Source organism: Streptomyces violaceorubidus (assembly GCF_000717995.1).
Taxonomy (GTDB): domain Bacteria; phylum Actinomycetota; class Actinomycetes; order Streptomycetales; family Streptomycetaceae; genus Streptomyces; species Streptomyces violaceorubidus.
On sequence record NZ_JODM01000023.1, the window covers coordinates 68,046 to 87,103 of the forward strand.

A 19,058-nucleotide genomic window follows, 5' to 3' on the forward strand; every position below is an offset into this window, starting at 1 on the left:
TTAAGAGAGTTGGTTGCCAACTTCGACAGGTTGGTGGAAGTTCACCTGCTCGAACGCGGCACTCCCCGAGCTACTCGAACTTCCCGAAGGGGGGAAGGCCATGCCCGTCCTCGCCCTGGTCTCCGCGGTCTTCGTCATCGCCTTCGAGCAGATCGTCCAGTGGAAGTACGGCGCCACCGGCATCGTCGGCCTGTTCCTGCTCACCATCGGCATCAAGGCCAAGAGCCCCTCCGTCAGCTCCGCCGGAGCGGTGCTGCTGGCCCTCCTGGTCGCGGGTCCGGCGCTGTGAGCGGGGCGGTCAGGTCGTGAGCCGCAGCTCCGAACTGATCGTCCCCCACAGCGCCTCGAACCACAGCCGGGACTGCTTCACGAACACGCCGTCGCGCAGGCCGGAGCCCTGCTCGAAGGCGAACAGCGTCGAGCGGATGCCCTCCGCGTCGTACATCTCCAGCGGCTCGTGGTCGATCTCCAGCTCGCGCCGGCCGAGGGTGTAGTACGCGAAGAGGGCCTCGCTGCCGTTGAGCACGTACAGCTTCATCGGCGGGGTGAAGGGCAGCGCGCGGAAGGAGACGCGCACGTCGATGCCGTGCGTGGCGCGCAGGCTCAGCAGATTGTGCCGGAGCACCTGCCCCTGGGCGTTGCGCATCGCCAGCCACCGCCGGTGCACCGGGCCGCCCGCCGTACCGCCCGTGACGGCCACCGGGAAGGCGAGGTCGATGTCGTCGCTCGGCAGCAGGACCCGGACGTCGACCTTGGCCGGTTTCAGTCGCCCCGCGTGGATCTGGCTCAGCGCTTCGCCGAGGGCGAGGGTGAGGGAGACGGAGGTCAGGCACAGCGCGTCGATCTCGACGTGCTCGGCGGTGAAGGCCGCCGCGAGCCGGGAGGCGAGCGCCACGGTGGTGGGCATCGGCTGCGCCTCCGGGCCCGCCCGGGGGCCGTGCGGGTCGGGCGCGACGGTCGCGGGGCTCCCCTTGGACACATTGGTGAGCAGACGTTCCGACTGCAGGATCCGCAGGGCCTGACGGACCGCGCCCCGCTCCACGCCGAACTCGTCGGCCAACTGGGCCTGTGTGGGCATGCGCTGGCCCGGCCGCAGCCGACCGGACCTGATCCGGGCGCGCAGCTCGTCGGCCACCTCTCGATGCGTTGTCTGTGGCCGCTGCGGTCTCTTCCGCCCGTTGACGGGGGCGCGTTCCGGCTCCACGACCAAACCCTACAACTTCTCGCCATCTTTGGGCAGTTCAAGGAAAGGTGGTTATGAGCCGCTTCCAAGCGGAGATAAGTACAGTGAAGTTGGCAGCCAACTTGAGCAACGTGGTCGAGCCTCACGAGGGTTGGCCACCACGGTGACAGGGGGAACACCATGCCGCTCATCGCCATCGTCGTCGCGGCTCTGGCCATCGGGTTCGAGCAGCTCGTGCAATGGAAGTACGGGCCGATGGGCATCATCGCGTTCGTCGCGCTGTCCATCGGCATCAAGGCGAAGAACACCATGATCGGCGGTGTGGGCGCGGTGATCCTCGTGATGCTGCTCGCCCAGTCCGGCTGAACCGACGTACTGACGGACGGGCCCCGTTCCGGAGGGGAGCCTGGAGCCCGGCCGGCCAGTAGGCACCAAGCACCGCGCAGCACGCACAACAACCACAACCACAACTGAAGAGCACGTCGAAAGCACGCGCTACGGATGCGCGGGTCCACCGTCGCCGGCGGAAGGAGTCACCTCAGAACATGTCCGGGCACCAAGGCCGCCTGGACGTACGCAGCAGGGCGTCGACCACACGGGCGGCGCCCGCTCGTTCTTCCCGCACCCGATCGAGCGCCGCCAGCCGTACGGCCGAGGCGTCGCCCAGCCACAGCGCCGCCAGCTCCGCCACGTCGAGCACGAGATGGGCGCTCTCGGTGGTCGGCACGCAGGACGCGCCGTCCGGCCCCGCCTCCAGCCGCCACCGCCCGCCGGTGAGTCCGCCCCGGTCCACCACGTCGAGCACCACCGACCCCCGGCCCTCGTACGTCCGCGCCGTGAGCGCCTGAGCCACGTCCAGGATCCGCACCCACAGCCAGTCGGCCTGCGTGGTGATGCGGGCCGCGCGCGGGTCCGGCAGGAGGTGCGGGAGCAGGTCGTCCGGGGAGCGCCAGCCGCTCTTCACGGTCTGGACCCAGTCGATCGAGCACAGGTAGTGCCACAGCGCGCGCTCGGCGGCCGGGGTCACGGCGAGCAGCCAGTCCACGGTCGCCGTGTTCAGCGGCTGCTTGGCGTCGCCCCAGCGGTCGTCGGCGCGGTACGCGGCCAGGCCCTCGACCTCGCCGTCCGCCGAGCGGTACAGGACGTAGTACGGCTCGGTCCAGGGCGTGCCGCTGAGGTCCACGACGCCGGTCCGGGACTGCCACCACAGCTCGGTCCGGCTGACCGCGCCCGGCTGGGACCGGCGCAGCCGCTCGTGCAGCCCCGGGCCGAGCTTGCGGACGTCCGCGCCGTCCACGAGGTCGATCCGGGCGCCGTCCTCCGGCGCCGCCCAGCGCGGGTCGAGACCGGCGCGCGGCACGTCGACCGTCCACTCGGTCAGGGTGGTGGCGGGGCCGAAGCCGTACCGGCCGTAGATCGGGTACTCCGCCGCGATCAGCGTCGCGACCACGTCCCCGCGTTCCTTCGCCGCGGCCAGGTCCTGCGCCATCATCCGGGTGAGCAGGCCGCGGCGGCGGTGGGTCGCGGTGACCGTGACGTTGGAGATCGCGTCGGCCCGGACGGGGGCGCCGCCGACGGCGGTGACCTCCTGGTCGAAGGACCGGAAGGTCGCCACGCACCGGTCGTCGTCGAACGCGCCGAGCAGCCGACCGGGCACGAACTGCCGGCGCCGGGCCTCCAACTGCTCCTCGGCCACCACGGGCGGCTGGAGGAAACCGGTGTTCAGGGCCCGGTTCCAGTCGGGGAACTCGGCCTCGGTGATGGGACGTACGTCTATCTCGGTACGGCGGCTCATACGCTCACGGTAGGCCGACGCCGCCCCTTGAGTCGCGGGGATTTAGACCTGCCCGGCGGATCGGGCCGCAGCAGGGCACGGCGGACCGGGGTCGAGCCTGATCCGCCGGCCGGGCGTCGGCCGGGCCCCGGCCGGGCATGGGCGGACCTGGGCCGGGCGGGGCCGGGCGGGGCCGGGGGGCCGGGCGGGGCCGGGGGGCCGGGCAGGGCCGGGGGGCCGGGCAGGGCCGGGCGGAGCCGGGGGGCCGGGCGGAGCCGGGGGGCCGGGCGGGGCCGGGGACGTCAGAAGGACGTCCGGATCTCCCCCACCTCCCGGCCGCCGCCCAGCAGGGGCGCGCGGCCGATGCGGTCGACGACCGGGCCCTGGACGCCCAGCAGCGTCAGGGCGCGGGCCAGCACCGGACCCAGGGCCCGGGTCGCGCCGTCCTCGATCTTGAAGGCGAGGGCGCGGCCGTCGGGCAGGGCCACCGCCTGGACGGCCTCCGCGCCCATCTTGGAGAGCGTGCCCGGCACCTCGCGCATCAGCCAGGTGTCCGCGCGGCGGCTGCCGGCGACGTACTCGGGGTGCGCGCGCATCGCGTCGGCGACCCGGCGCTCGGCCGAACCGGGCTCGGCGCCGGCGAAGGTGCGGAAGGCGCGGGCCAGCCCGACCAGGCTGATCGCCATCAGGGGCGCCCCGCACCCGTCGGTGCCGACGGCGGCGACCGGCTCGCCCGCCGCGTCCTCCACCACCCGGTGGATGATCCGCTGGAGCGGGTGCTCCGGGTCGAGGTAGGTCTCCAGCGGCCAGCCCTGCTGCGCGCAGACCGCCAGCATCGCGGTGTGCTTGCCGGAGCAGTTCATGGTGACGCGGTCGGGCACGGCGCCCGACGCCAGGTACGTCTCCCGCTCCTCGGCGTCCAGCGGCAGGTCGGGCGGGCACTGGAGCAGCGCCGGGTCCAGGCCGTACTCGTCCAGCATCTTGCGGACCAGGTCGCGGTGAAACGGTTCTCCGGAGTGGCTGGCGGCGGCCAGCGCCAGCCGCTCCCCCGCCAGGTCGAGACCCGCGCGCAGCACGCCCGCCGCCTGCATCGGCTTGTTGGAGGAGCGGGGGAAGACCGGTGCCGTCACCTCGCCCAGCGCCAGCTCCACCGCCCCGTCGGCGCCCAGCACCACCAGGCTGCCCCGGTGCCGCCCCTCGACGAAGCCGGACCGGACGACCTCGGCGAGGACGGGCGGCACGACGGGCGACAGGGCGGACGGGGGCGCGGGCTGGTTCGGGTGCGACGGGTGCGACGGCTGGGGCGCGGGCATCGGCGGTGGCCTTCCGGAACGGGCGACCCCCCGCGGCGACGGCCCGGGATCACCGGGCCCCCGGGGACGGCGCGGAGGGCCGCCCCCGTGTCACACGAGCAGGTCGTCGACTTGTGCTTCCCCCTCACGGTACCGGCGGGCGATCTCCGCGCCGCAGCCGTCCGCCGTGCGCTGGAGTCCTTGCCGCCGCCGGGACACCTGCTGCTCGTAGCGCGTGAGCCGCCCCATGCCGGCGGTCAGCTCGCCGTCGGTGCGGGCCGTCAGGTCGGACAGCTCCACCTCGCCCAGCATCTCCGCGGCCAGCCGCCGGCACTCCTCGCTGCGCGGGGTGGCCAGCGTCACGTGCCGGGCGGAGGAGCGCTGCCGGGCCGGCGCGTCGGCCAGGATCTCCGACAGCCGCTCCACCACCGACCCGGTCGCCGCGGTGGTGACCACGGACGACGACGCCGAGGCGGCCCCGCGCCCCGCCAGCTCGGCGCGCAGGATGTCGATACGGCCCTGGAGCAGCCGCCGTACGTAGCTGAGGTCGGCCTCCTCGCGCTGGGCGTCCCGGCGCAGCGTGCGCAGCTCCGGCAGGCTCAGCTCGGTCAGATCCCGCTCCGCGGGGCCCGTCGGCAGCTCCGGACTTTCCGTGCGCTGTACCGGCGCCCGGGGCGCCTCCAGACCACCCGGACCACTCGGACCGCCCCGGCCACTCGGAGATGTCAGTGTCAACGCGGCAGTCCCGAACGACCGCCCCGTACTCGGTGTGCTCATGCGCCTCAACCGTCCCCTCGCCCGGCGTCTGGGAGCATCGTGCCACCCCACGTGGCCGCTATGTGACCGAGTGCCCCCGATCGGCCCCGATCGGCCCCAGATGGGGGGTTCGCCGCGATAAGAAACCCTCTACGGGCCCGTCCGTCCACACCCTGGGGGCGCACGGCATCATGGCGGGATGCGTGCAGTGGTGCAGAGGGTGGACGGCGCGAGCGTCGTCGTGGACGGCGAGACCGTGGGGGCGATCGACGGCGAGGGCCTGTGCGTCCTGGTCGGCGTCACCCACGACGACACCGAGGAGAAGGCGGCACAGCTCGCCCGCAAACTCTGGTCGGTGCGGATCCTGCACGACGAGAAGTCGTGCAGCGATCTCGACGCCCCGTTGCTGGTGATCAGCCAGTTCACCCTCTACGGCGACGCCCGCAAGGGCCGCCGCCCCACGTGGAACGCCGCCGCCCCCGGCGACGTCGCCGAACCGCTGGTCGACGAGGTCGTCGCCCAGTTGCGGGCGCTGGGCGCGACGGTGGCGACGGGACGTTTCGGCGCGCAGATGCGGGTGTCCCTGACGAACGACGGCCCCTTCACGGTCCTCGTCGAGGTCTGAGACGGGCCCTGGACGGGCGCTGGACGGGCGCTGGACGGGCGCTGGACGGGCGCTGGACGAGCCCTACGGCTCGACGACCGTCTCCTGCGCGGCCGCGGTGTCCTCGGCCATGAGCCGGGCGTCCACCGGTACGTTCCGCTTGACCAGGGCCAGGGCGACCGGGCCCAGCTCGTGGTGGCGCACGGACGTGGTGATGAACCCGATCTTCCGGCCGTCGGGCCCGTCGTCCGCGAGGCGGATCTCCGCCCCGTTCGGCGGCAGGTGGACGTCGCTGCCGTCCAGGTGCAGGAAGACCAGCCGGCGCGGCGGCTTGCCGAGGTTCTGCACCCGGGCGACGGTCTCCTGCCCGCGGTAGCAGCCCTTCTGGAGGTGTACGGCCGTACCGATCCAGCCCAGCTCGTGCGGGATGGTCCGGTGGTCGGTCTCGAAGCCGAGGCGCGGGCGGTGCTGCTCGACCCGCAGCGCCTCGTGGGCGAGGATCCCGGCGGCGGGCCCGGCCTGGGCGGCGAACGCCTCCAGCTCCTCCCGCGGCAGGAAGAGATCACGCCCGTACGGCGTCTCGCGGACCACGGCGGAGGCGGGGGCCTGGGCGATCGACCCGGCCGGCAGGTGCACGACCGCGGTGTCGGCGGTGCGGTCGGCGACCTCGACGCGGTAGAAGAACTTCATCGACTCCAGGTAGGCGATGAGCGCTTCCTGGCTGCCGGGCTCGACGTGGGCCCAGACGCTCGTGCCGTCGTCGACGAGGTACAGGGCGTGTTCGATGTGGCCGTTCGCGGAGAGGATCAGCGCCTCGGTGGCCTGGCCGGTCGGCAGGTCGCTGACGTGCTGGGTGAGCAGCAGGTGCAGCCAGCTCAGCCGGTCGTCGCCCGTGACGGTGACGACACCGCGGTGGGAGAGGTCGACGAAGCCGGTGCCCTCGGCGAGGGCACGCTGCTCGCGGAACAGATCGCCGTAGTGGGCGGCGACGCCTTCGTCCACGCCCTCGGCGGGAACGGCGCCGGGCAGGGACAGCAGGGGGCTCTTCATACGCCCAGCCTACGACTCGCTTACGAGTCGGTAGTTGAACCCTTCAGGGAACAGCTCTCGCACCGGCCGAAGATCGCGAAGTGCTTCATGTCGGTGTCGAACCCGAACTGCTCGCGCAGCTTGGCGGTGAAGTCGGCGGCCACCGACAGGTCGGCCTCGATCACGTTGGTGCAGTCCCGGCAGACCAGGTGGATGTGGTGGTGCCGGTCGGCCAGGTGGTAGGTGGGCGCACCGTGCCCGAGATGGGCGTGGCTGACCAGCCCCAGCTCCTCCAGCAGCTCCAGCGTGCGGTACACGGTGGAGATGTTGATCCCCGACGCCGTCTTGCGCACCTCGCCGAGGATGTCGTCCGGGGTCGCATGCTCCAGCGTGTCGACGGCTTCGAGCACCAGCTGCCGCTGGGGGGTCAGCCGGTAGCCACGCTGCCTGAGGTCGCTCTTCCAGTCGGTGCTCACCACAGGGCCAGTGTAGGAGTGCGGACCACCGTCATGGGCACGGAGGACTGAGGGGGAGGCGATCGGACAGGAGCAGATCCGCCAGGGTGTCGCGCAGATCCGCGGTCGCGCGGACGACCTCCTCGTGGGCCCTGATCTTTTCGTCCACCGCACGCAACGCCGCCCCGATCTCCTTCTGCCGGTCGGCGGTCGGCACAGGCACCGGCAGATCCTGCAAGGTGCGCAGGGTGATCGAGCGCATGCCGGTGGTGCCCGCGGCACGGCGCTCCAGCCAGTCCCGGGAGCTGTGGTGCGAGAGGCGGGCGAGCAGATAGGGCGCTTGCAGCGGGTCCGTCACACGTACGCGGAACAGGTGGGTGTTGTACAGCCACCCGCTCTCCCGCCCGGTCACCAGAGCGACGCGGCCCACCGTGCCGGTGCGCGTCACGAGGATGTCGTCGGCGAGCAACCGGTACTTGCCCCACCCGCGTGCCCGCTCGGGGTCGACAAAGGTCATCACCGACCCGGCGGAGATCCTCTGGTGCCGGAGATCGGCCGGGCGGACCAGCGGGACGCCCTCCGGCACCTGCTCGGCGGCGCGAACGGCAGGGCCGCCTCCCTGAACGTCGCAGATATCCCCGAGGCGCACCCGGCCCCAGTCCCTGGGGCGGTCCGGCGCCGGGCCCCGCTCCTCGACGGCTTCAGCGGTTTCACCACTCACAGTCCGTACTCCTCCAGCATGCGCTCGACCGCGACGTCCGCTTCCCGGGCCCGCCTCTGTGCCTCGGCAAGGCGTCCTGCCCGAGCGGCCAGGACCGACGCACCCCCCGCCGGGACATCCGGTCGAACACCCGGTACGTACAGGGCGGGGCTCAGCAGGTGGCCCTGTTCCCTGATCCGTTCGAGGGACACGGCTTCACTCAGCCCCTCGGTGCCCGAGAAGGGGCGTCCCCCGGCCCGGTCCGCCAGCCAGCGCCGGTACTCCGCGAGGAGACGCTGCGCGTTCGGGGGGCTCAGTTCTTGGCGCACTCGCGAGACCGGCGTGCCGAGCCCGCGGGCATTGATGAGGAGCACTTCGTCGCACCGGCCCTCCGGATACCGCAGCAGCCAGACCGTGACCGAGATCCCGGTGGAGGTGAAGAGCTGCGCGGGCAGCGCGACCAACGCCTCCACCGCTCCGTCCTCCACCATCGCGGTCCGGATCCGCTGTTCCCTCGGGTTGGCGGAGAACGCCGCGATGTCCGGCATGACGACGGCGGCCCGCCCGCCGGGCTTCAGGCTGGTCACCGCGTACTGGAGCCACGCGAAGTTGGCGTTGTGCCGGGGCGGTGGACCGTAGCGCCATCGCCGGTCGTCGACGGATCCCGTGAACTTCATGTTGAACGGGGGATTCGTCACGACACGGTCGTACCCGCGATCCTCTTCCGGACCGGGACCGGTCGCGTCCGACGGCGCGGCGCTTCCGGTGTGCAGAGCGGCGCCGGGCACCCCGTGCAGAGCGAGGTTCATCCCCGCCAGCATCAGCGGGTGCTCACCCACACCCGCACCGCTGGCCCCGACCCGTTCCCGCCCCTCGGTCGCCGCTACGGCGTTCCATGATGCCGACAGCAGCTCGCCCGCGCGGACGAACGGGTCGTGCACGTGCCGTACGCCACGACCGTTCTCGGCCACCAGATCCGCGACGACGTCGACAACCGCCCGGGGGGTGAAGAAGTCGCCCGCCCTCTTGCCCACCAGGTCGCCGTAACGGGTCAGCAGCCTTTCGCAGGCTTCGGCGTGCTCCTTCAGGTCCACGGGACCCGTGTCGTCCAGCTCCCGTACGGTGTCGGCCAGCGGGACGTCCCGCACATTGCGGGACAGGGCGTCGAGCCGGGCCCGGTGGGCGGCGCCCAGGCTGCCCCCCACCGCTTCCGCCACCAGCCGCACGATGAGCGCGCCGGTGTGCGGGAAGCACTTCCGGACCTCCACCCTGATCTGCTGCCACGCGTCAGGGAGGCCGGCCCGGACGTAGAGCAGGGACAGCAGCAGGGTGATGTAGTCGGTGGGGGACAGCTCACCGCGGAATCGTTCCGCTTCCCTGTCCAGCAGCCGGTCCACCGTCTTGACCAGGAGCCGTGACCGCGTCCCGCCGAGCGAGGCGCGGAACCGGTCGCCGTAGGTGGTGCCCTCGGGCTCCTCGGGCTGTCTGGCGTTCGCCGGAACGGTGCGGAGGTCCAGCCAGGCCAGTACGTCCGCCGCCGAGAAGACCTCGACGTCTCCCGGCAGACCGGCCGGCCGTTCCACGGGAACGGGAAAGTCCGTGTGGCGGCGTTCCCAGTTCGTCACCGCAGGCCGCTTCACCCCGGCGGACCGCGCGATGTCGGCCCGGGTGACGAGGACACCCTCGAAGTCGCTCACCGTTCCCCCCCACACGTCAGAACCGGGGCGTGCGGGCGCCGCGCAGTGCGTCCAGCCTGCTTGCGAGAACGCTCGGGAAGCGGTCCATGGACCGGGCCTCCTTCGCCAACTCGGGATCGATGTATTCGAGCATGCGGTAGATCTTGGCATGGTCGGCGGCCAGGTCCCGGTGGTGGACCGGTTCGTGGTGCCTGATCCGGTTACGCAGCAGCACCAGCGACCACAGACCGTCGTACAGGGTGTCGCGCCGCCCCGAGTAACACGGAAACGCCTTGTGCGCCGTGGGCACCCAGAACAGCCGGTCGTATCCGGATCCCCCGCTCACCAACGACGCCCAGAAACCGAACGACAACTCGGCCACGATGTCGTCCGGCGGCGCCGGGACGGGTCGACGGCGTTCGCACTTGGCGCGTGCCTTGGCCACGAGCCGCTGCCCGTTCGGATTCAGCGGAGCCACGGCCCACCAGTCTCCGCGGCCGTAAGCCCGGGAGAGCTGCCGGTGCAGCGCGTTGCGCAGAGCGAGTTCCAGGCAGTGCAGCGGGCCGTACAGCGCGGCCGAGGCCTCCACGTTCCACCAGTACAGCCGCTCCGCCACCAAGGCGTTGCCCCGCGCCGCGCGCAGGTAGCGAGCAAGGCGGAGCCTGGAAAAGGCGCGGACCATCCACTCGGGCAGCTTCTCGGACATACCAGTCCCCCCACAGTGACCGTGATAAAGTCGTAAACGAACGCTCCGGCCCGCCTCTGCGTAGCACGCCACCCGGAGCACGGCTTGGAAACCCCCGCCGCCCGTCAGGGCGCCGGGGGTTTCTGTTTCCCTGCGCCCACAGTAGCCACGAGTACCACCGACTGCAACCGCAGTGCACTGCGCTATGAATCTGTTAACCCTACTCGGAGCATGAAACAGGGCCCCGCGGACATGCCGCGGGGCCCACTGAGGTCGTGGTCGGGCCGGCCCTACTTGAAGAAGGCGATCCCGTCGTCCGGCATGTCGTCCGGCAGGGCCTTGGCCCAGCGCTCGACGTCCTCCGGGGTGACGACCTTCTTCAGGTGCGCCGACATGTACGGGCGCAGCTCGACCTCGGGCGTCTGCTTCTCGCCGACCCACATCAGGTCGCTCTTGACGTAGCCGTACAGCCGCTTGCCGCCGGTGTAGGGCCGGGAGGCCGCCGTACGGGCCACCGCGTCCGTGACCAGATCGATCTGGGGCTTCTGGTCCGCCAGCTCGCCGTACCAGATCTCGATGACGCCGTCGTCGCGGGTCATCGTCACCTCAACCTTGCGATGGGCGTCGATGCGCCAGAAGCCGTGCTCGGACTCCAGCGGGCGGACCTTGTTGCCGTCGTCGTCCAGCACCCAGGTGTGGGACTGGTACTCCAGGAAGTCCCGACCGTCGTGGGTGAAGGAGACCTCCTGGCCGAAGTTGCACTTCTCGGCACCGGGGAAGTCGTGCACACCCGCGCCGGCCCAGTCACCCAGCAGGAAGACGAGGGGGACGAGGTCCTTGTGCAGGTCGGACGGGATCTCGATCATGAGCGGTACTTCCTGGCGTCGGTGATCAGCGCTGGCCCTGGTACAGCTTCTTCACGGTCAGACCGGCGAAGGCGAGAACGCCGACGCAGACCAGGACCAGCAGGGCTTCGAAGAAGATCTCCACGGGGTGCTCCTTGAGCGGGGGGCATAAACAGGGCCGGCCTCAGCTTACGCGGCCCGCCCCGCCGCTTCTCGCCGGACTCCGTCCAGGAAGGCGGCCCACACGGGCGCGGCGAACAGGAGGGCTCCGCGAGCGGGGTCCTTGCTGTCGCGGACGGGGACGAGGGGGAGACCGGGGGCGACCTCGACGCAGTTGCCGCCGCTTGAGTTGCTGTAGTTGCTCCTGCGCCAAGACACGGTGCTCAGGTCGATGGCTCGCATGGCGCTTCCTCCAACGTCCGCAGGATGAACTCGCGCGACTCGGCCGGTGACAGCGCCAAGTCACGCGTCGAATCGTACCTGCGCTGAAGCAGCTCAACCGAGGCGTTTTCTTCGACCAGTTCGCCGCGCAAATCGTTCTCGATGTATGCCACTACGCGGCCGTTCGGCAGCCTCAGAAACATCACGTCGGTGTTGGTCAGCCCGTGCCGCCCGGCACTGAACGGCAGCACGTGGAGGGTGATGTTCGCCCGCTCGGACATCTCCACCAAGTGGGTCAACTGCTCACACCATGCACCCATGTCACGCAGCAACGTACGCAGCACCGCCTCGGACAGAATGACGCGAAAAGGCGGTGGGGTGTCGCCCTCCAACAACTGTCGGCGACCGAGACGTGCCTCCACCTGCTGCTCAAGCTCGGGGACAGTCAGCCAGCCTGCGGCAAGAGCCTCGCGCGCGTACCCGGCGGTCTGGAGGAGCCCTGGTGGAGCGCTCACCGCGTAGTACCACAAGCTGATCGCCTCAGCCTCAAGGATCATGTACCGCCGATACTGCTCGCGGAACTGCGTGGGATCGGCCACCGCCAGCTCCCACAGCGTGAGCAGCATTCCGCCCGTGCCGTAGTACTGGTCCAGCGCCTCCACGATCTCGGGGCCGCCCAGTGTGTGGCCGTTCTCCATCTTCCCGAACTGGGAGGCGTCCCAGCCCACCACCTCCGCGACGCCCCGCAGGGACACACCCCGCGCGTTGCGCAGCAGCCGCAGCTCCTCCGCGAACCGCGCCCTCGGTTCCTGACTGCGACCCGTGATCGCCCTCCGCTGCGGCACCGCACCCCTCCCGGCTGTGGAATTTGTGGAATTTGGAGCGCCCCTTGTGGCACTAGCGGCCGTTCCGGGCTCGGCGACCCCCGCCGTGGGTCATGCTCGTACTGCCCACCACTACGCAGAGTAGGGCAACTGTCGCATACCGTGCAGACGTTGACGTAAGGGAGCGGACCCGTGAGAACAGAACCGGCCACCTACGAGCCCGGCGCCGTGCTCTACGACACCGCCGCCGCCGAGGTCGGTGAGTACCGGGGCCCCAGCGGGGCGCGCGTGCTGCTCCGCCCGCTCGGCGGCGGCCGGGAATGGGAGGCGGAGCCGCCCGCGCTGCGCCCGGCGACCGACCGCGAGCGCCTCGCGGCGAGCCTGCGCGCCGCGAACGACCGGAGCCTCGCCACGCCCCCGGCGACCGGCGGGTTGGAGCGACCGCTCCTGCCGGTGCCGGGATGCGAGGCCTGCGCGTGGCTGGCCGCCCGGCGGGAGACCGCGCGCGCGGCGTTCGACCACAGCGCGGTGACGGACGCGAACGTCCTGCTGCGCCAGCACCAGCGCAAGGAGCACGAGGGATGACGTACGACGGCGGACTGCCCTACGAGGAGTGCCGGCGGGCGCAGCGGCTCGCGCCACGAGGGGACCGGGCGCCCCTCTCGCCCGGCTTCGCGATGCCGCCCTTCCACCCGGGCCACCCGCCGAGGCCCGCGCCGAGGCACAAGGCCGCCCGGCCCCGGCGGCGCGCCCGGCTGGACGGCGCCACGGTCAGCGGCCTGCTCACCGTGCTGTGCGTCGCGACGCTGCTGGTGACGATCACCTTCGCGGTCTGACGCCGCCCGCGAGGGCTACGCTTCCGGCATGGCGAAGAAGCTCGTGATCAAGGTGACGGCGGGGGCCGACGCCCCGGAGCGCTGCTCGCAGGCGTTCACCGTGGCGGCGGTGGCCGTGGCCAGTGGCGTCGACGTGTCGCTGTGGCTGACCGGTGAGTCCGCGTGGTTCGCGGTGCCGGGGCGTGCGGCCGAGTTCGAGCTGCCGCACGCCGCGCCGCTGCCGGACCTGCTGGACTCGCTCCTGGCGGGCGGCCGGGTGACGCTGTGCACCCAGTGCGCGGCCCGGCGCGACCTCACCGAGAAGGACGTCATCGAGGGCGTGCGCATCGCGGGGGCGCAGGTCTTCGTGCAGGAGGCACTGGTCGACGACACGCAGGCCCTCGTCTACTGAGCGGTCAGCGCCAGCCGATCAGCCGAGGAGCCTGCCCTGCAAGGCGACCGTCTGCTGGAAGGGCACGGCAGCCGCCCCGCCCTTGCGGGTCTGCAGGACGACGGCCAGCACGTCCCCGGCGCCGAGGTACGCCTGCCTCACCTGCTCGGCGCCGTACGGCTCGGGCTCGATGTAGACCGAGTAGTCCAGGTCGTCACTCAGGGCCTTCGTCGGGAACTCCTCGTCGGGAAAGCTCACATCCGTACCGCGCACGGCGTAGGCGGGCTCGCTGTACGACGCGAGGTGGCTGTTGCGCAGTTCGTCCACCACGGCCGCGGTGTCGAAGTGCAGCAGGTAGACCCGCGTGTGAGTGCCGTCGGACGTGGTCCAGCCGCGAGCGGCGATGTGGCGCAGTCCGTAGTCGACGAACAGCTGGCGGAGCTCCTCTCGTTCGGATGTGCCCCCGTACTCCTTGAGGAACGCGTCCGTCGTCAGCCAGCCGTCCTTGCCTCGCAGGCTCTTGTCCGCCTCGGCACCCTCGGGTGCGGGCAGCACGAGCTCGCGCAGGTCCGCGTAGTGGGTGCCGGCCGGATTGGTTCTCGCGAACGGTCCGGGTCTGCCCGACGGGAGGGCCGGCATCGTCAGTTCGGGGTACGTCCAGCGCCCGTCCGTCCTGGTCGCCAAGCCCGGTACGTCCGTCCGGTCCATGCGCGCCACGCCGTACGCCGCGGCCGACCCGACCGCGGCGAAGACGGCGACGGCCGCGGCCCAGCGCAGCACGCCACGAAGGACTCGCCGGTCCTTCCTCACCACGGGAGGTACGGCGGCGGGCTCCGCAAGCGGCGGAACAGGCTGCTCGGCCTGTACGGTCTGCTCGGTCACACCGCCGCCCCGGTCCCGTCGAGGCGGTCGAGCTGCTCGGTCAGCAGCGCGGCGACGCCCTTGGCACCGAACGGGCGCACACCTTCGGCAGTGGCGGAGACGAGGACGTCCCCCTGGGAAGCGGTACAGAACATGATGTCGAATTCCTCGTCCGATTCACCCGGAAGGCGGTAGCAGCGAGCGTTTTCGTGGCCCTTGATTTTCGGTCCCGCCTCGAAGACGTCCAGGGCTTCGAATGCCTCGTTCCGGCCGCTCGCGCCGGAACGGGCCGCGCCCTGGTTCATCCGGGTCAGCACAATGCTGAGCGTGGCGGCACCGGTCTGCTCACCGTTGTGGAAGCCGCCCGTCGTGGCGTAGCTGCGCATCGCCACGCCCGTGATGTGCAGGCGGTCGATCTCCTTCTCCATATCCTTGCGCTGCGAGCGGGGCAGGTCGCTCAGCGACTCCTTGGTCAGAGCAGCCGCATGAGCACCGCTCAGCGCGACGTCCGCCCCGAACTCTCCGAGGTCGGGGCCCCGCGTCCACCCGTCGGTCCGGTACGGCACCAGTGCTCCGGACAGTCCGGTCGCCGGTTTCTCCTTCTCACCCTCCGCCGAGGCACCGGGTGGTGACCAGACCGGTGCGCCCGAGGCCCGATCGGCGTCCTTGACCGTGTCGACGGTGTAGCCGACCGCTCCCACGACGACGGCCATCAACAACCCGCCCGCGGCGGCGGCAGCCCTCCGCCCGCGCCGCGTCCCCTGCCCGCTCACAACCGCTCCATCTGCCGCCGGGCCAGGTCCATGATCTGGTCCTTGCCGATCCGCTCCGTGCCGGTCATCCAGATCTCCATCTCGATGTCGCCCCGCCAGGCGTGCGCCTCGGCGGAGTACACCGGCAGAGAACCGCCCTCGGCCTCTGGGCGCTTGTGAACGAACACCTCACCGTCACCGGTGCCGGGAATGGGCCACCTGTCGGTGTCGTCCTCCCGTCCCCATCCGGCCCAATGCCGGCCGTTGTCGCTGCCCTCCAGCGCGGACAAGACTTCTTCCTGGCGGAACTGGATCAGCCGGATCTCAACGTTGCGGGTGTCGCCGGTCTCCCAGCCGGTGACAGCCGCTCGGCGGAAGTCGTCATGGACGTACTGCGAGAACTGCTCGTCCGGCCTCCCGAAGGTTGCGGCATAGGTCGCGAGGTCCATCCAGCCGTCGACGCTCTCCAACCACTCAGCTTCCCTTGCCCCGCGCGGCTTCTTCAGCAGCAGCTCGCGCAGGTCGCCCTCGGTCCGCACCCGGCGGTCCTGGTCGGCGGACAGCGGTTTCGGTGCCTTTCCCGTGCCGTGGGCGAGCGCGGCCTGGGACAGTGGCGGCAGCTTCGTCGGTTCCCGGTCCGCCTGTACGAGAACCCCGGTGCAGGCGCCGGCGACCAGGCCCAGCGCCGCGGCGGCCGCGATGATCAGGGCCGTACGGCCGCGCCGTCGGCGTCGTCCGGCCTCCTCGGCGGGTAAGGCCGCATCGGCGGCCAGTGGCGCGGGGGCGTCCGGGACCACGGGCCCGTCCGCCGTCTCGCGGCTCTCCGCTTCCGCTTCGGGTATCTCCGGTGTCGTCGGCGCGGTCGGTGCCGCGGGTCTCGCCGGTTCCTCTTGCATGACGTCCCCCACAGAACGTGAAGCGCGCGTTCCGTATGCGCGCACTCAGGAGACACACGGTCTTGGCAGGGGGTTGCGGCGATCTTGATCACGATTCGGCCGCGGCGCCGCGAGTCCGGCCCCGGGCGGGCGCCCTCAGAAGTGGGTGCCGCCGTCGACGCGGACCTCGGTGCCGGTGATGAACCGGCCGTCCTCCGAGGCCAGCATCGCGACGACCGACGCCACCGTCTCGGGACCGGCGAAGCCCTGGCCGAGCGCCGGGGAGCTTCGCGAACAGGGCCATGTCGGCGTCGTCTGCGCAGCCTCCTCGGCGCCGGGGACGACACCCCTTAGTGGCGCTTCCTGCCGTCCAGCTCGTCCCACCACTCGTCGGACTGGGCGTCGCCCGACGGGTCGTCCCACCAGCGGTCGTCGGGGCCGCGCCGGTTGGCGACCATCGCGGCCACCGGGGGGATGAGCATCGCGAACACGCACAGGCCGACGGCCGCCGGGACGGACCAGAGGCGCACGACGCCCCAGGCCAGGACGAAGAGCACGATGCAGGTCCCCATCATGGCGAAGTAGACGTGCCGCCGCCGCGCGTACATACCTCCAGCGTAGGTCCGATCCCCCCGTCCGGACATGCCGAAGGGGCCGCACCCCAGGCGTCCAACCCGGTGGGTGCGGCCCCTTGCGCCGTTGCCGTCGTCAGACGGCGTTGCCGTCCTCAGACGGCGATCGCGACCTCCGCCAGGCCGCCCTGCTGGGCCACGACCGTGCGGTCGGCGGTGCCGCCCGGGACGAGCGCGCGAACGGTCCAGGTGCCCTCGGCCGCGTAGAAGCGGAACTGGCCCGTCGCGGAGGTCGGGACCTCCGCCGTGAACTCGCCGGTGGCGTCCAGCAGACGGACGTAGCCCGTCACCGGCTCGCCGTCACGGGTCACCTGACCCTGGATGGTGGTCTCACCGGGCTTGATCGTCGAGGCGTCGGGGCCGCCGGCCTTCGCTCCGCACATGTCGTACTCCTGAGGGGTTGAGAGGGGGCGGGCTTACTTGTTGGCGCCGAGCTCGATCGGCACGCCGACGAGGGAGCCGTACTCGGTCCAGGAGCCGTCGTAGTTCTTGACGTTCTCCACGCCCAGCAGCTCGTGCAGGACGAACCAGGTCAGGGCGGAGCGCTCACCGATGCGGCAGTAGGCGATGGTGTCCTTCGCCAGGTCGACCTGCTCGTCGGTGTAGAGCTGCTTCAGCTCGTCGTCCGACTTGAAGGTGCCGTCGTCGTTGGCGTTCTTCGACCACGGGATGTTGCGGGCGGACGGGACGTGGCCCGGACGCTGCGACTGCTCCTGCGGGAGGTGGGCCGGGGCGAGCAGCTTGCCGGAGAACTCGTCGGGCGAGCGGACGTCGACCAGGTTCTGCGCGCCGATCGCCTTGACGACGTCGTCGCGGAAGGCGCGGATCGCGGTGTTCTGCGGCTTGGCCTTGTAGTCGGTGGCGGCGCGCTGGGGCACCTCGTCGCCGGGGACCAGCTCGCGGGCGTCCAGCTCCCACTTCTTGCGGCCGCCGTCGAGGAGCTTGACGTTCTCGTGGCCGTAGAGCTTGAAGTACCAGTAGGCGTACGACGCGAACCAGTTGTTGTTGCCGCCGTAGAGGACCACCAGCGTGTCGTTGGCGATGCCCTTGGCCGACAGGAGCTTCTCGAAGCCCTCCTGGTCGACGAAGTCGCGGCGGACCGGGTCCTGGAGGTCCTGGGTCCAGTCGATCCGGATCGCGTTCTTGATGTGGTTCTTCTCGTAGGCGGACGTGTCCTCGTCCACCTCGACGATCGCGATGCTCGGGTCGTCCAGGTGGTCCTGCAGCCAGTCGGCGTCGACCAGGACGTCGCTGCGGCTCATGTTTTCTCCTCCGGGGCAGTTGCGGCGGGGCGTGCGATGAGAGGGGGTGCGCGCTCGGGCCGTGCCGCGGCGCGCGCGGGTGCCCACGACGGTGCGGGGCGGGGATGAGGGGGACACCGACGGCGACGTCGCCGTCCGCCTCAGAAAGAGCGACAGAGCATGGCGGCCACGCGGCACAGGTCCACTGCCCGCCGCTTCGTGAGGTCCGCCTGTCCCCGCGACCGGGGGACGCTCGTCAGATACTGCATGGGACCCGATCGTAGGGATTGAGGGCGGGCCATGTCACCGATGTGTCGCATGATGAGACGCGATCGTCCGAGATATGGGATTAGGGGGCCGGTCACCTTGCCCCGGAAGGCCGCCGGGACCGACGTCGGTGGCGCCGCATCTGCGGAACGGACGGCGCCGTCTCGCCTGTCGGACGTGGGCGTCACCGGTCCGCGCGACACCGGCCTTCGTCCTACCCGGCCAGTTTGACGTTCGAACCCTTCACCGTGATCTCGACGCCGTCCTTCGCCGCCTCGACCTTGTCCAGCTCGATGCCGCCGGGCAGCTCGTCGATGGTCTGCTGGAAGTCGGTGATGGCCCGGATCCGGGACTCGGCGAGCTGCCTGCCGCCTATCGTCGGCAGCCCGTCGGCGACCACCTCGACGTCGTCGTCCTTGACCTTGACCGAGCTGAGCACCTCGATCGGCTCCGGCACCTGCGCGCCCAGGACCGTCGCCTGCAACGACACCTTGATCTTCCCGTTGCCGCCGTCGGAGAGGCCGACGACCTTGGCGTCGACGCCCGGCGCGATCTGGGTGGGCTCGGACGTGGCGGCCTTCATCAGCTCGTCGTAGCCGACGGTCGCCGTGCCGGTGGCGGTGGCCGCGGTGGCGGAGCTGTAGTCGCCGGAGAACTCGACGCCCTTCATGTGCGCGCGCAGGTGGGCGATGCGGATCTTCTCGCCCGCGTTGCCGGTGGACGCGTCGTAGTCGTCGATGCCGACCTCCACGTCGTCCAGTTCGCCACCGGCGACCTGGGTGAGGAAGGGGAAGCCGTTGATGGACACGTCCGGGGTAGAGGCCAGGTTCTCGGTGCTGCGCAGCTTGTCCGCCGCCTCGCCCTCGGCGAAGTGGACGGCGACACGGTCGGCGATCACGAAGAGGCCGCCCAGGATCACGACGACGATCAACAGTATTCGCAGTGCGCGCATACGGCGTTCCCCAACCCTGGACCTCGACGGCGGCGGACCCGACGACCGGCGGCCGTCCAGCGCGAGCG

25 protein-coding genes and 1 pseudogene are annotated in these 19,058 nt (G+C 71.3%); 6 read left to right on the forward strand and 20 right to left on the reverse strand.

Translation table 11 applies throughout. The features are described from left to right. Positions 1 to 100: 100 nt before the first annotated feature. Complete coding sequence (locus IE94_RS0123990) at positions 101 to 289, forward strand: hypothetical protein (protein ID WP_030187935.1); 189 nt, start codon at positions 101 to 103, stop codon at positions 287 to 289. 9 nt (positions 290 to 298) lie between these two features. Here the strand turns inward: IE94_RS0123990 and IE94_RS0123995 are convergent, their stop codons facing one another. Continuing rightward, positions 299 to 1,210, reverse strand: coding sequence for a winged helix-turn-helix domain-containing protein (locus IE94_RS0123995; RefSeq protein ID WP_037923397.1), 912 nt, complete (start codon positions 1,208 to 1,210; stop codon positions 299 to 301). A gap of 153 nt (positions 1,211 to 1,363) precedes the next feature. Here IE94_RS0123995 and IE94_RS0124000 point away from each other — a divergent pair, with 153 nt between their 5' ends. After that, complete coding sequence (locus IE94_RS0124000) at positions 1,364 to 1,549, forward strand: hypothetical protein (RefSeq protein WP_003974784.1); 186 nt, start codon at positions 1,364 to 1,366, stop codon at positions 1,547 to 1,549. A gap of 172 nt (positions 1,550 to 1,721) precedes the next feature. On the opposite strand, the gene IE94_RS0124005 is transcribed toward IE94_RS0124000, so the two are convergent. The 3 genes from IE94_RS0124005 to IE94_RS0124015 all read right to left on the reverse strand — a co-directional run bounded on the left by IE94_RS0124005 (position 1,722) and on the right by IE94_RS0124015 (position 5,026). After that, positions 1,722 to 2,978 (reverse strand): GNAT family N-acetyltransferase, encoded by a 1,257-nt coding sequence (locus IE94_RS0124005; protein ID WP_030187938.1) that lies wholly within the window; start codon positions 2,976 to 2,978, stop codon positions 1,722 to 1,724. Positions 2,979 to 3,259: 281 nt separating this feature from the next. Further along, a complete protein-coding gene (locus tag IE94_RS0124010; protein WP_030187939.1) occupies positions 3,260 to 4,270 on the reverse strand; it encodes an asparaginase in 1,011 nt (336 codons plus the stop codon). A gap of 90 nt (positions 4,271 to 4,360) precedes the next feature. Next, the gene (locus IE94_RS0124015; protein WP_030187940.1) at positions 4,361 to 5,026 is read right to left on the reverse strand and encodes an RsiG family protein; all 666 of its coding nucleotides are present in this window, start codon (positions 5,024 to 5,026) and stop codon (positions 4,361 to 4,363) included. 178 nt (positions 5,027 to 5,204) lie between these two features. On the opposite strand from IE94_RS0124015, the gene dtd reads away from it, so the two are divergent. Further along, a complete protein-coding gene (gene dtd / locus IE94_RS0124020; protein ID WP_030187941.1) occupies positions 5,205 to 5,630 on the forward strand; it encodes a D-aminoacyl-tRNA deacylase in 426 nt (141 codons plus the stop codon). Positions 5,631 to 5,693: 63 nt separating this feature from the next. Here the strand turns inward: dtd and ygfZ are convergent, their stop codons facing one another. The 8 genes from ygfZ to IE94_RS0124065 form a co-directional block, all read right to left on the reverse strand. After that, complete coding sequence (gene ygfZ, locus IE94_RS0124025; RefSeq protein ID WP_030187942.1) at positions 5,694 to 6,659, reverse strand: CAF17-like 4Fe-4S cluster assembly/insertion protein YgfZ; 966 nt, start codon at positions 6,657 to 6,659, stop codon at positions 5,694 to 5,696. A gap of 20 nt (positions 6,660 to 6,679) precedes the next feature. Further along, entirely contained in the window at positions 6,680 to 7,117 is a 438-nt protein-coding gene (locus IE94_RS0124030; RefSeq protein ID WP_003974790.1) for a Fur family transcriptional regulator, read from the reverse strand. 28 nt (positions 7,118 to 7,145) lie between these two features. Next, on the reverse strand, positions 7,146 to 7,814 hold the full coding sequence (locus tag IE94_RS0124035; RefSeq protein ID WP_078606574.1) for a restriction endonuclease subunit S: 669 nt from the start codon (positions 7,812 to 7,814) through the stop codon (positions 7,146 to 7,148). After that, the gene (locus IE94_RS0124040; RefSeq protein ID WP_030187945.1) at positions 7,811 to 9,490 is read right to left on the reverse strand and encodes an N-6 DNA methylase; all 1,680 of its coding nucleotides are present in this window, start codon (positions 9,488 to 9,490) and stop codon (positions 7,811 to 7,813) included. Before IE94_RS0124040 ends, IE94_RS0124035 begins: the two co-directional genes overlap by 4 nt. Positions 9,491 to 9,506: 16 nt before the next feature. Further along, on the reverse strand, positions 9,507 to 10,175 hold the full coding sequence (locus IE94_RS0124045) for a hypothetical protein (RefSeq protein WP_030187949.1): 669 nt from the start codon (positions 10,173 to 10,175) through the stop codon (positions 9,507 to 9,509). 269 nt (positions 10,176 to 10,444) lie between these two features. After that, a complete protein-coding gene (locus tag IE94_RS0124050) occupies positions 10,445 to 11,020 on the reverse strand; it encodes a heme-binding beta-barrel domain-containing protein (protein WP_030187951.1) in 576 nt (191 codons plus the stop codon). A gap of 168 nt (positions 11,021 to 11,188) precedes the next feature. Then, positions 11,189 to 11,401: a DUF397 domain-containing protein gene (locus IE94_RS0124060; protein WP_030187953.1), complete on the reverse strand. Its 213-nt coding sequence runs from the start codon at positions 11,399 to 11,401 to the stop codon at positions 11,189 to 11,191. After that, positions 11,383 to 12,225: a helix-turn-helix domain-containing protein gene (locus IE94_RS0124065; protein ID WP_030187955.1), complete on the reverse strand. Its 843-nt coding sequence runs from the start codon at positions 12,223 to 12,225 to the stop codon at positions 11,383 to 11,385. The genes IE94_RS0124060 and IE94_RS0124065 overlap by 19 nt, the downstream gene beginning before the upstream one ends. A 171-nt stretch (positions 12,226 to 12,396) precedes the next feature. On the opposite strand from IE94_RS0124065, the gene IE94_RS0124070 reads away from it, so the two are divergent. From IE94_RS0124070 to IE94_RS0124080, 3 genes are read left to right on the forward strand one after another with little or no spacing between them, the layout of a single operon-like run. Further along, positions 12,397 to 12,789 (forward strand): hypothetical protein, encoded by a 393-nt coding sequence (locus tag IE94_RS0124070; RefSeq protein ID WP_030187958.1) that lies wholly within the window; start codon positions 12,397 to 12,399, stop codon positions 12,787 to 12,789. Then, on the forward strand, positions 12,786 to 13,040 hold the full coding sequence (locus IE94_RS0124075; protein ID WP_030187960.1) for a hypothetical protein: 255 nt from the start codon (positions 12,786 to 12,788) through the stop codon (positions 13,038 to 13,040). The genes IE94_RS0124070 and IE94_RS0124075 overlap by 4 nt, the downstream gene beginning before the upstream one ends. Positions 13,041 to 13,068: 28 nt before the next feature. Further along, complete coding sequence (locus IE94_RS0124080; protein ID WP_030187962.1) at positions 13,069 to 13,431, forward strand: DsrE family protein; 363 nt, start codon at positions 13,069 to 13,071, stop codon at positions 13,429 to 13,431. Between the two features lie 18 nt (positions 13,432 to 13,449). Here the strand turns inward: IE94_RS0124080 and IE94_RS0124085 are convergent, their stop codons facing one another. From IE94_RS0124085 to IE94_RS0124120, 8 genes and pseudogenes are all read right to left on the reverse strand, one after another. Then, on the reverse strand, positions 13,450 to 14,292 hold the full coding sequence (locus IE94_RS0124085; RefSeq protein WP_030187965.1) for a hypothetical protein: 843 nt from the start codon (positions 14,290 to 14,292) through the stop codon (positions 13,450 to 13,452). After that, positions 14,289 to 15,044 carry a hypothetical protein gene (locus IE94_RS0124090; protein WP_030187967.1) on the reverse strand — a complete coding sequence of 252 codons (756 nt, stop codon included), beginning with the start codon at positions 15,042 to 15,044 and terminating at the stop codon, positions 14,289 to 14,291. The genes IE94_RS0124085 and IE94_RS0124090 overlap by 4 nt, the downstream gene beginning before the upstream one ends. After that, on the reverse strand, positions 15,041 to 15,919 hold the full coding sequence (locus IE94_RS0124095; RefSeq protein ID WP_030187970.1) for a hypothetical protein: 879 nt from the start codon (positions 15,917 to 15,919) through the stop codon (positions 15,041 to 15,043). Before IE94_RS0124095 ends, IE94_RS0124090 begins: the two co-directional genes overlap by 4 nt. 135 nt (positions 15,920 to 16,054) lie before the next feature. Next, positions 16,055 to 16,217 (reverse strand): annotated as a pseudogene (locus IE94_RS38345) (SDR family oxidoreductase); the annotation flags it as partial. Between the two features lie 31 nt (positions 16,218 to 16,248). After that, a complete protein-coding gene (locus tag IE94_RS0124105; protein ID WP_030187971.1) occupies positions 16,249 to 16,506 on the reverse strand; it encodes a DUF3099 domain-containing protein in 258 nt (85 codons plus the stop codon). Between the two features lie 119 nt (positions 16,507 to 16,625). Beyond that, positions 16,626 to 16,913: a DUF1416 domain-containing protein gene (locus IE94_RS0124110; protein ID WP_030187974.1), complete on the reverse strand. Its 288-nt coding sequence runs from the start codon at positions 16,911 to 16,913 to the stop codon at positions 16,626 to 16,628. 33 nt (positions 16,914 to 16,946) lie between these two features. Next, complete coding sequence (locus tag IE94_RS0124115) at positions 16,947 to 17,792, reverse strand: sulfurtransferase (protein WP_030187977.1); 846 nt, start codon at positions 17,790 to 17,792, stop codon at positions 16,947 to 16,949. 460 nt (positions 17,793 to 18,252) lie between these two features. Next, positions 18,253 to 18,990: an LmeA family phospholipid-binding protein gene (locus IE94_RS0124120; RefSeq protein ID WP_030187980.1), complete on the reverse strand. Its 738-nt coding sequence runs from the start codon at positions 18,988 to 18,990 to the stop codon at positions 18,253 to 18,255. Positions 18,991 to 19,058 lie beyond the last annotated feature (68 nt).

Bases quoted from the DNA above. Each gene is read 5' to 3' on its own strand.
- IE94_RS0123990 (WP_030187935.1), top strand. From the start codon at position 101: ATGCCCGTCCTCGCCCTGGTCTCCGCGGTCTTCGTCATCGCCTTCGAG.
- IE94_RS0124000 (WP_003974784.1), top strand. From the start codon at position 1,364: ATGCCGCTCATCGCCATCGTCGTCGCGGCTCTGGCCATCGGGTTCGAG.
- IE94_RS0124005 (WP_030187938.1), bottom strand. From the start codon at position 2,978: ATGAGCCGCCGTACCGAGATAGACGTACGTCCCATCACCGAGGCCGAG.
- IE94_RS0124010 (WP_030187939.1), bottom strand. From the start codon at position 4,270: ATGCCCGCGCCCCAGCCGTCGCACCCGTCGCACCCGAACCAGCCCGCG.
- IE94_RS0124015 (WP_030187940.1), bottom strand. From the start codon at position 5,026: ATGAGCACACCGAGTACGGGGCGGTCGTTCGGGACTGCCGCGTTGACA.
- dtd (WP_030187941.1), top strand. From the start codon at position 5,205: ATGCGTGCAGTGGTGCAGAGGGTGGACGGCGCGAGCGTCGTCGTGGAC.
- ygfZ (WP_030187942.1), bottom strand. From the start codon at position 6,659: ATGAAGAGCCCCCTGCTGTCCCTGCCCGGCGCCGTTCCCGCCGAGGGC.
- IE94_RS0124045 (WP_030187949.1), bottom strand. From the start codon at position 10,175: ATGTCCGAGAAGCTGCCCGAGTGGATGGTCCGCGCCTTTTCCAGGCTC.
- IE94_RS0124050 (WP_030187951.1), bottom strand. From the start codon at position 11,020: ATGATCGAGATCCCGTCCGACCTGCACAAGGACCTCGTCCCCCTCGTC.
- IE94_RS0124060 (WP_030187953.1), bottom strand. From the start codon at position 11,401: ATGCGAGCCATCGACCTGAGCACCGTGTCTTGGCGCAGGAGCAACTAC.
- IE94_RS0124075 (WP_030187960.1), top strand. From the start codon at position 12,786: ATGACGTACGACGGCGGACTGCCCTACGAGGAGTGCCGGCGGGCGCAG.
- IE94_RS0124080 (WP_030187962.1), top strand. From the start codon at position 13,069: ATGGCGAAGAAGCTCGTGATCAAGGTGACGGCGGGGGCCGACGCCCCG.
- IE94_RS0124095 (WP_030187970.1), bottom strand. From the start codon at position 15,919: ATGCAAGAGGAACCGGCGAGACCCGCGGCACCGACCGCGCCGACGACA.
- IE94_RS0124105 (WP_030187971.1), bottom strand. From the start codon at position 16,506: ATGTACGCGCGGCGGCGGCACGTCTACTTCGCCATGATGGGGACCTGC.
- IE94_RS0124110 (WP_030187974.1), bottom strand. From the start codon at position 16,913: ATGTGCGGAGCGAAGGCCGGCGGCCCCGACGCCTCGACGATCAAGCCC.
- IE94_RS0124115 (WP_030187977.1), bottom strand. From the start codon at position 17,792: ATGAGCCGCAGCGACGTCCTGGTCGACGCCGACTGGCTGCAGGACCAC.
- IE94_RS0124120 (WP_030187980.1), bottom strand. From the start codon at position 18,990: ATGCGCGCACTGCGAATACTGTTGATCGTCGTCGTGATCCTGGGCGGC.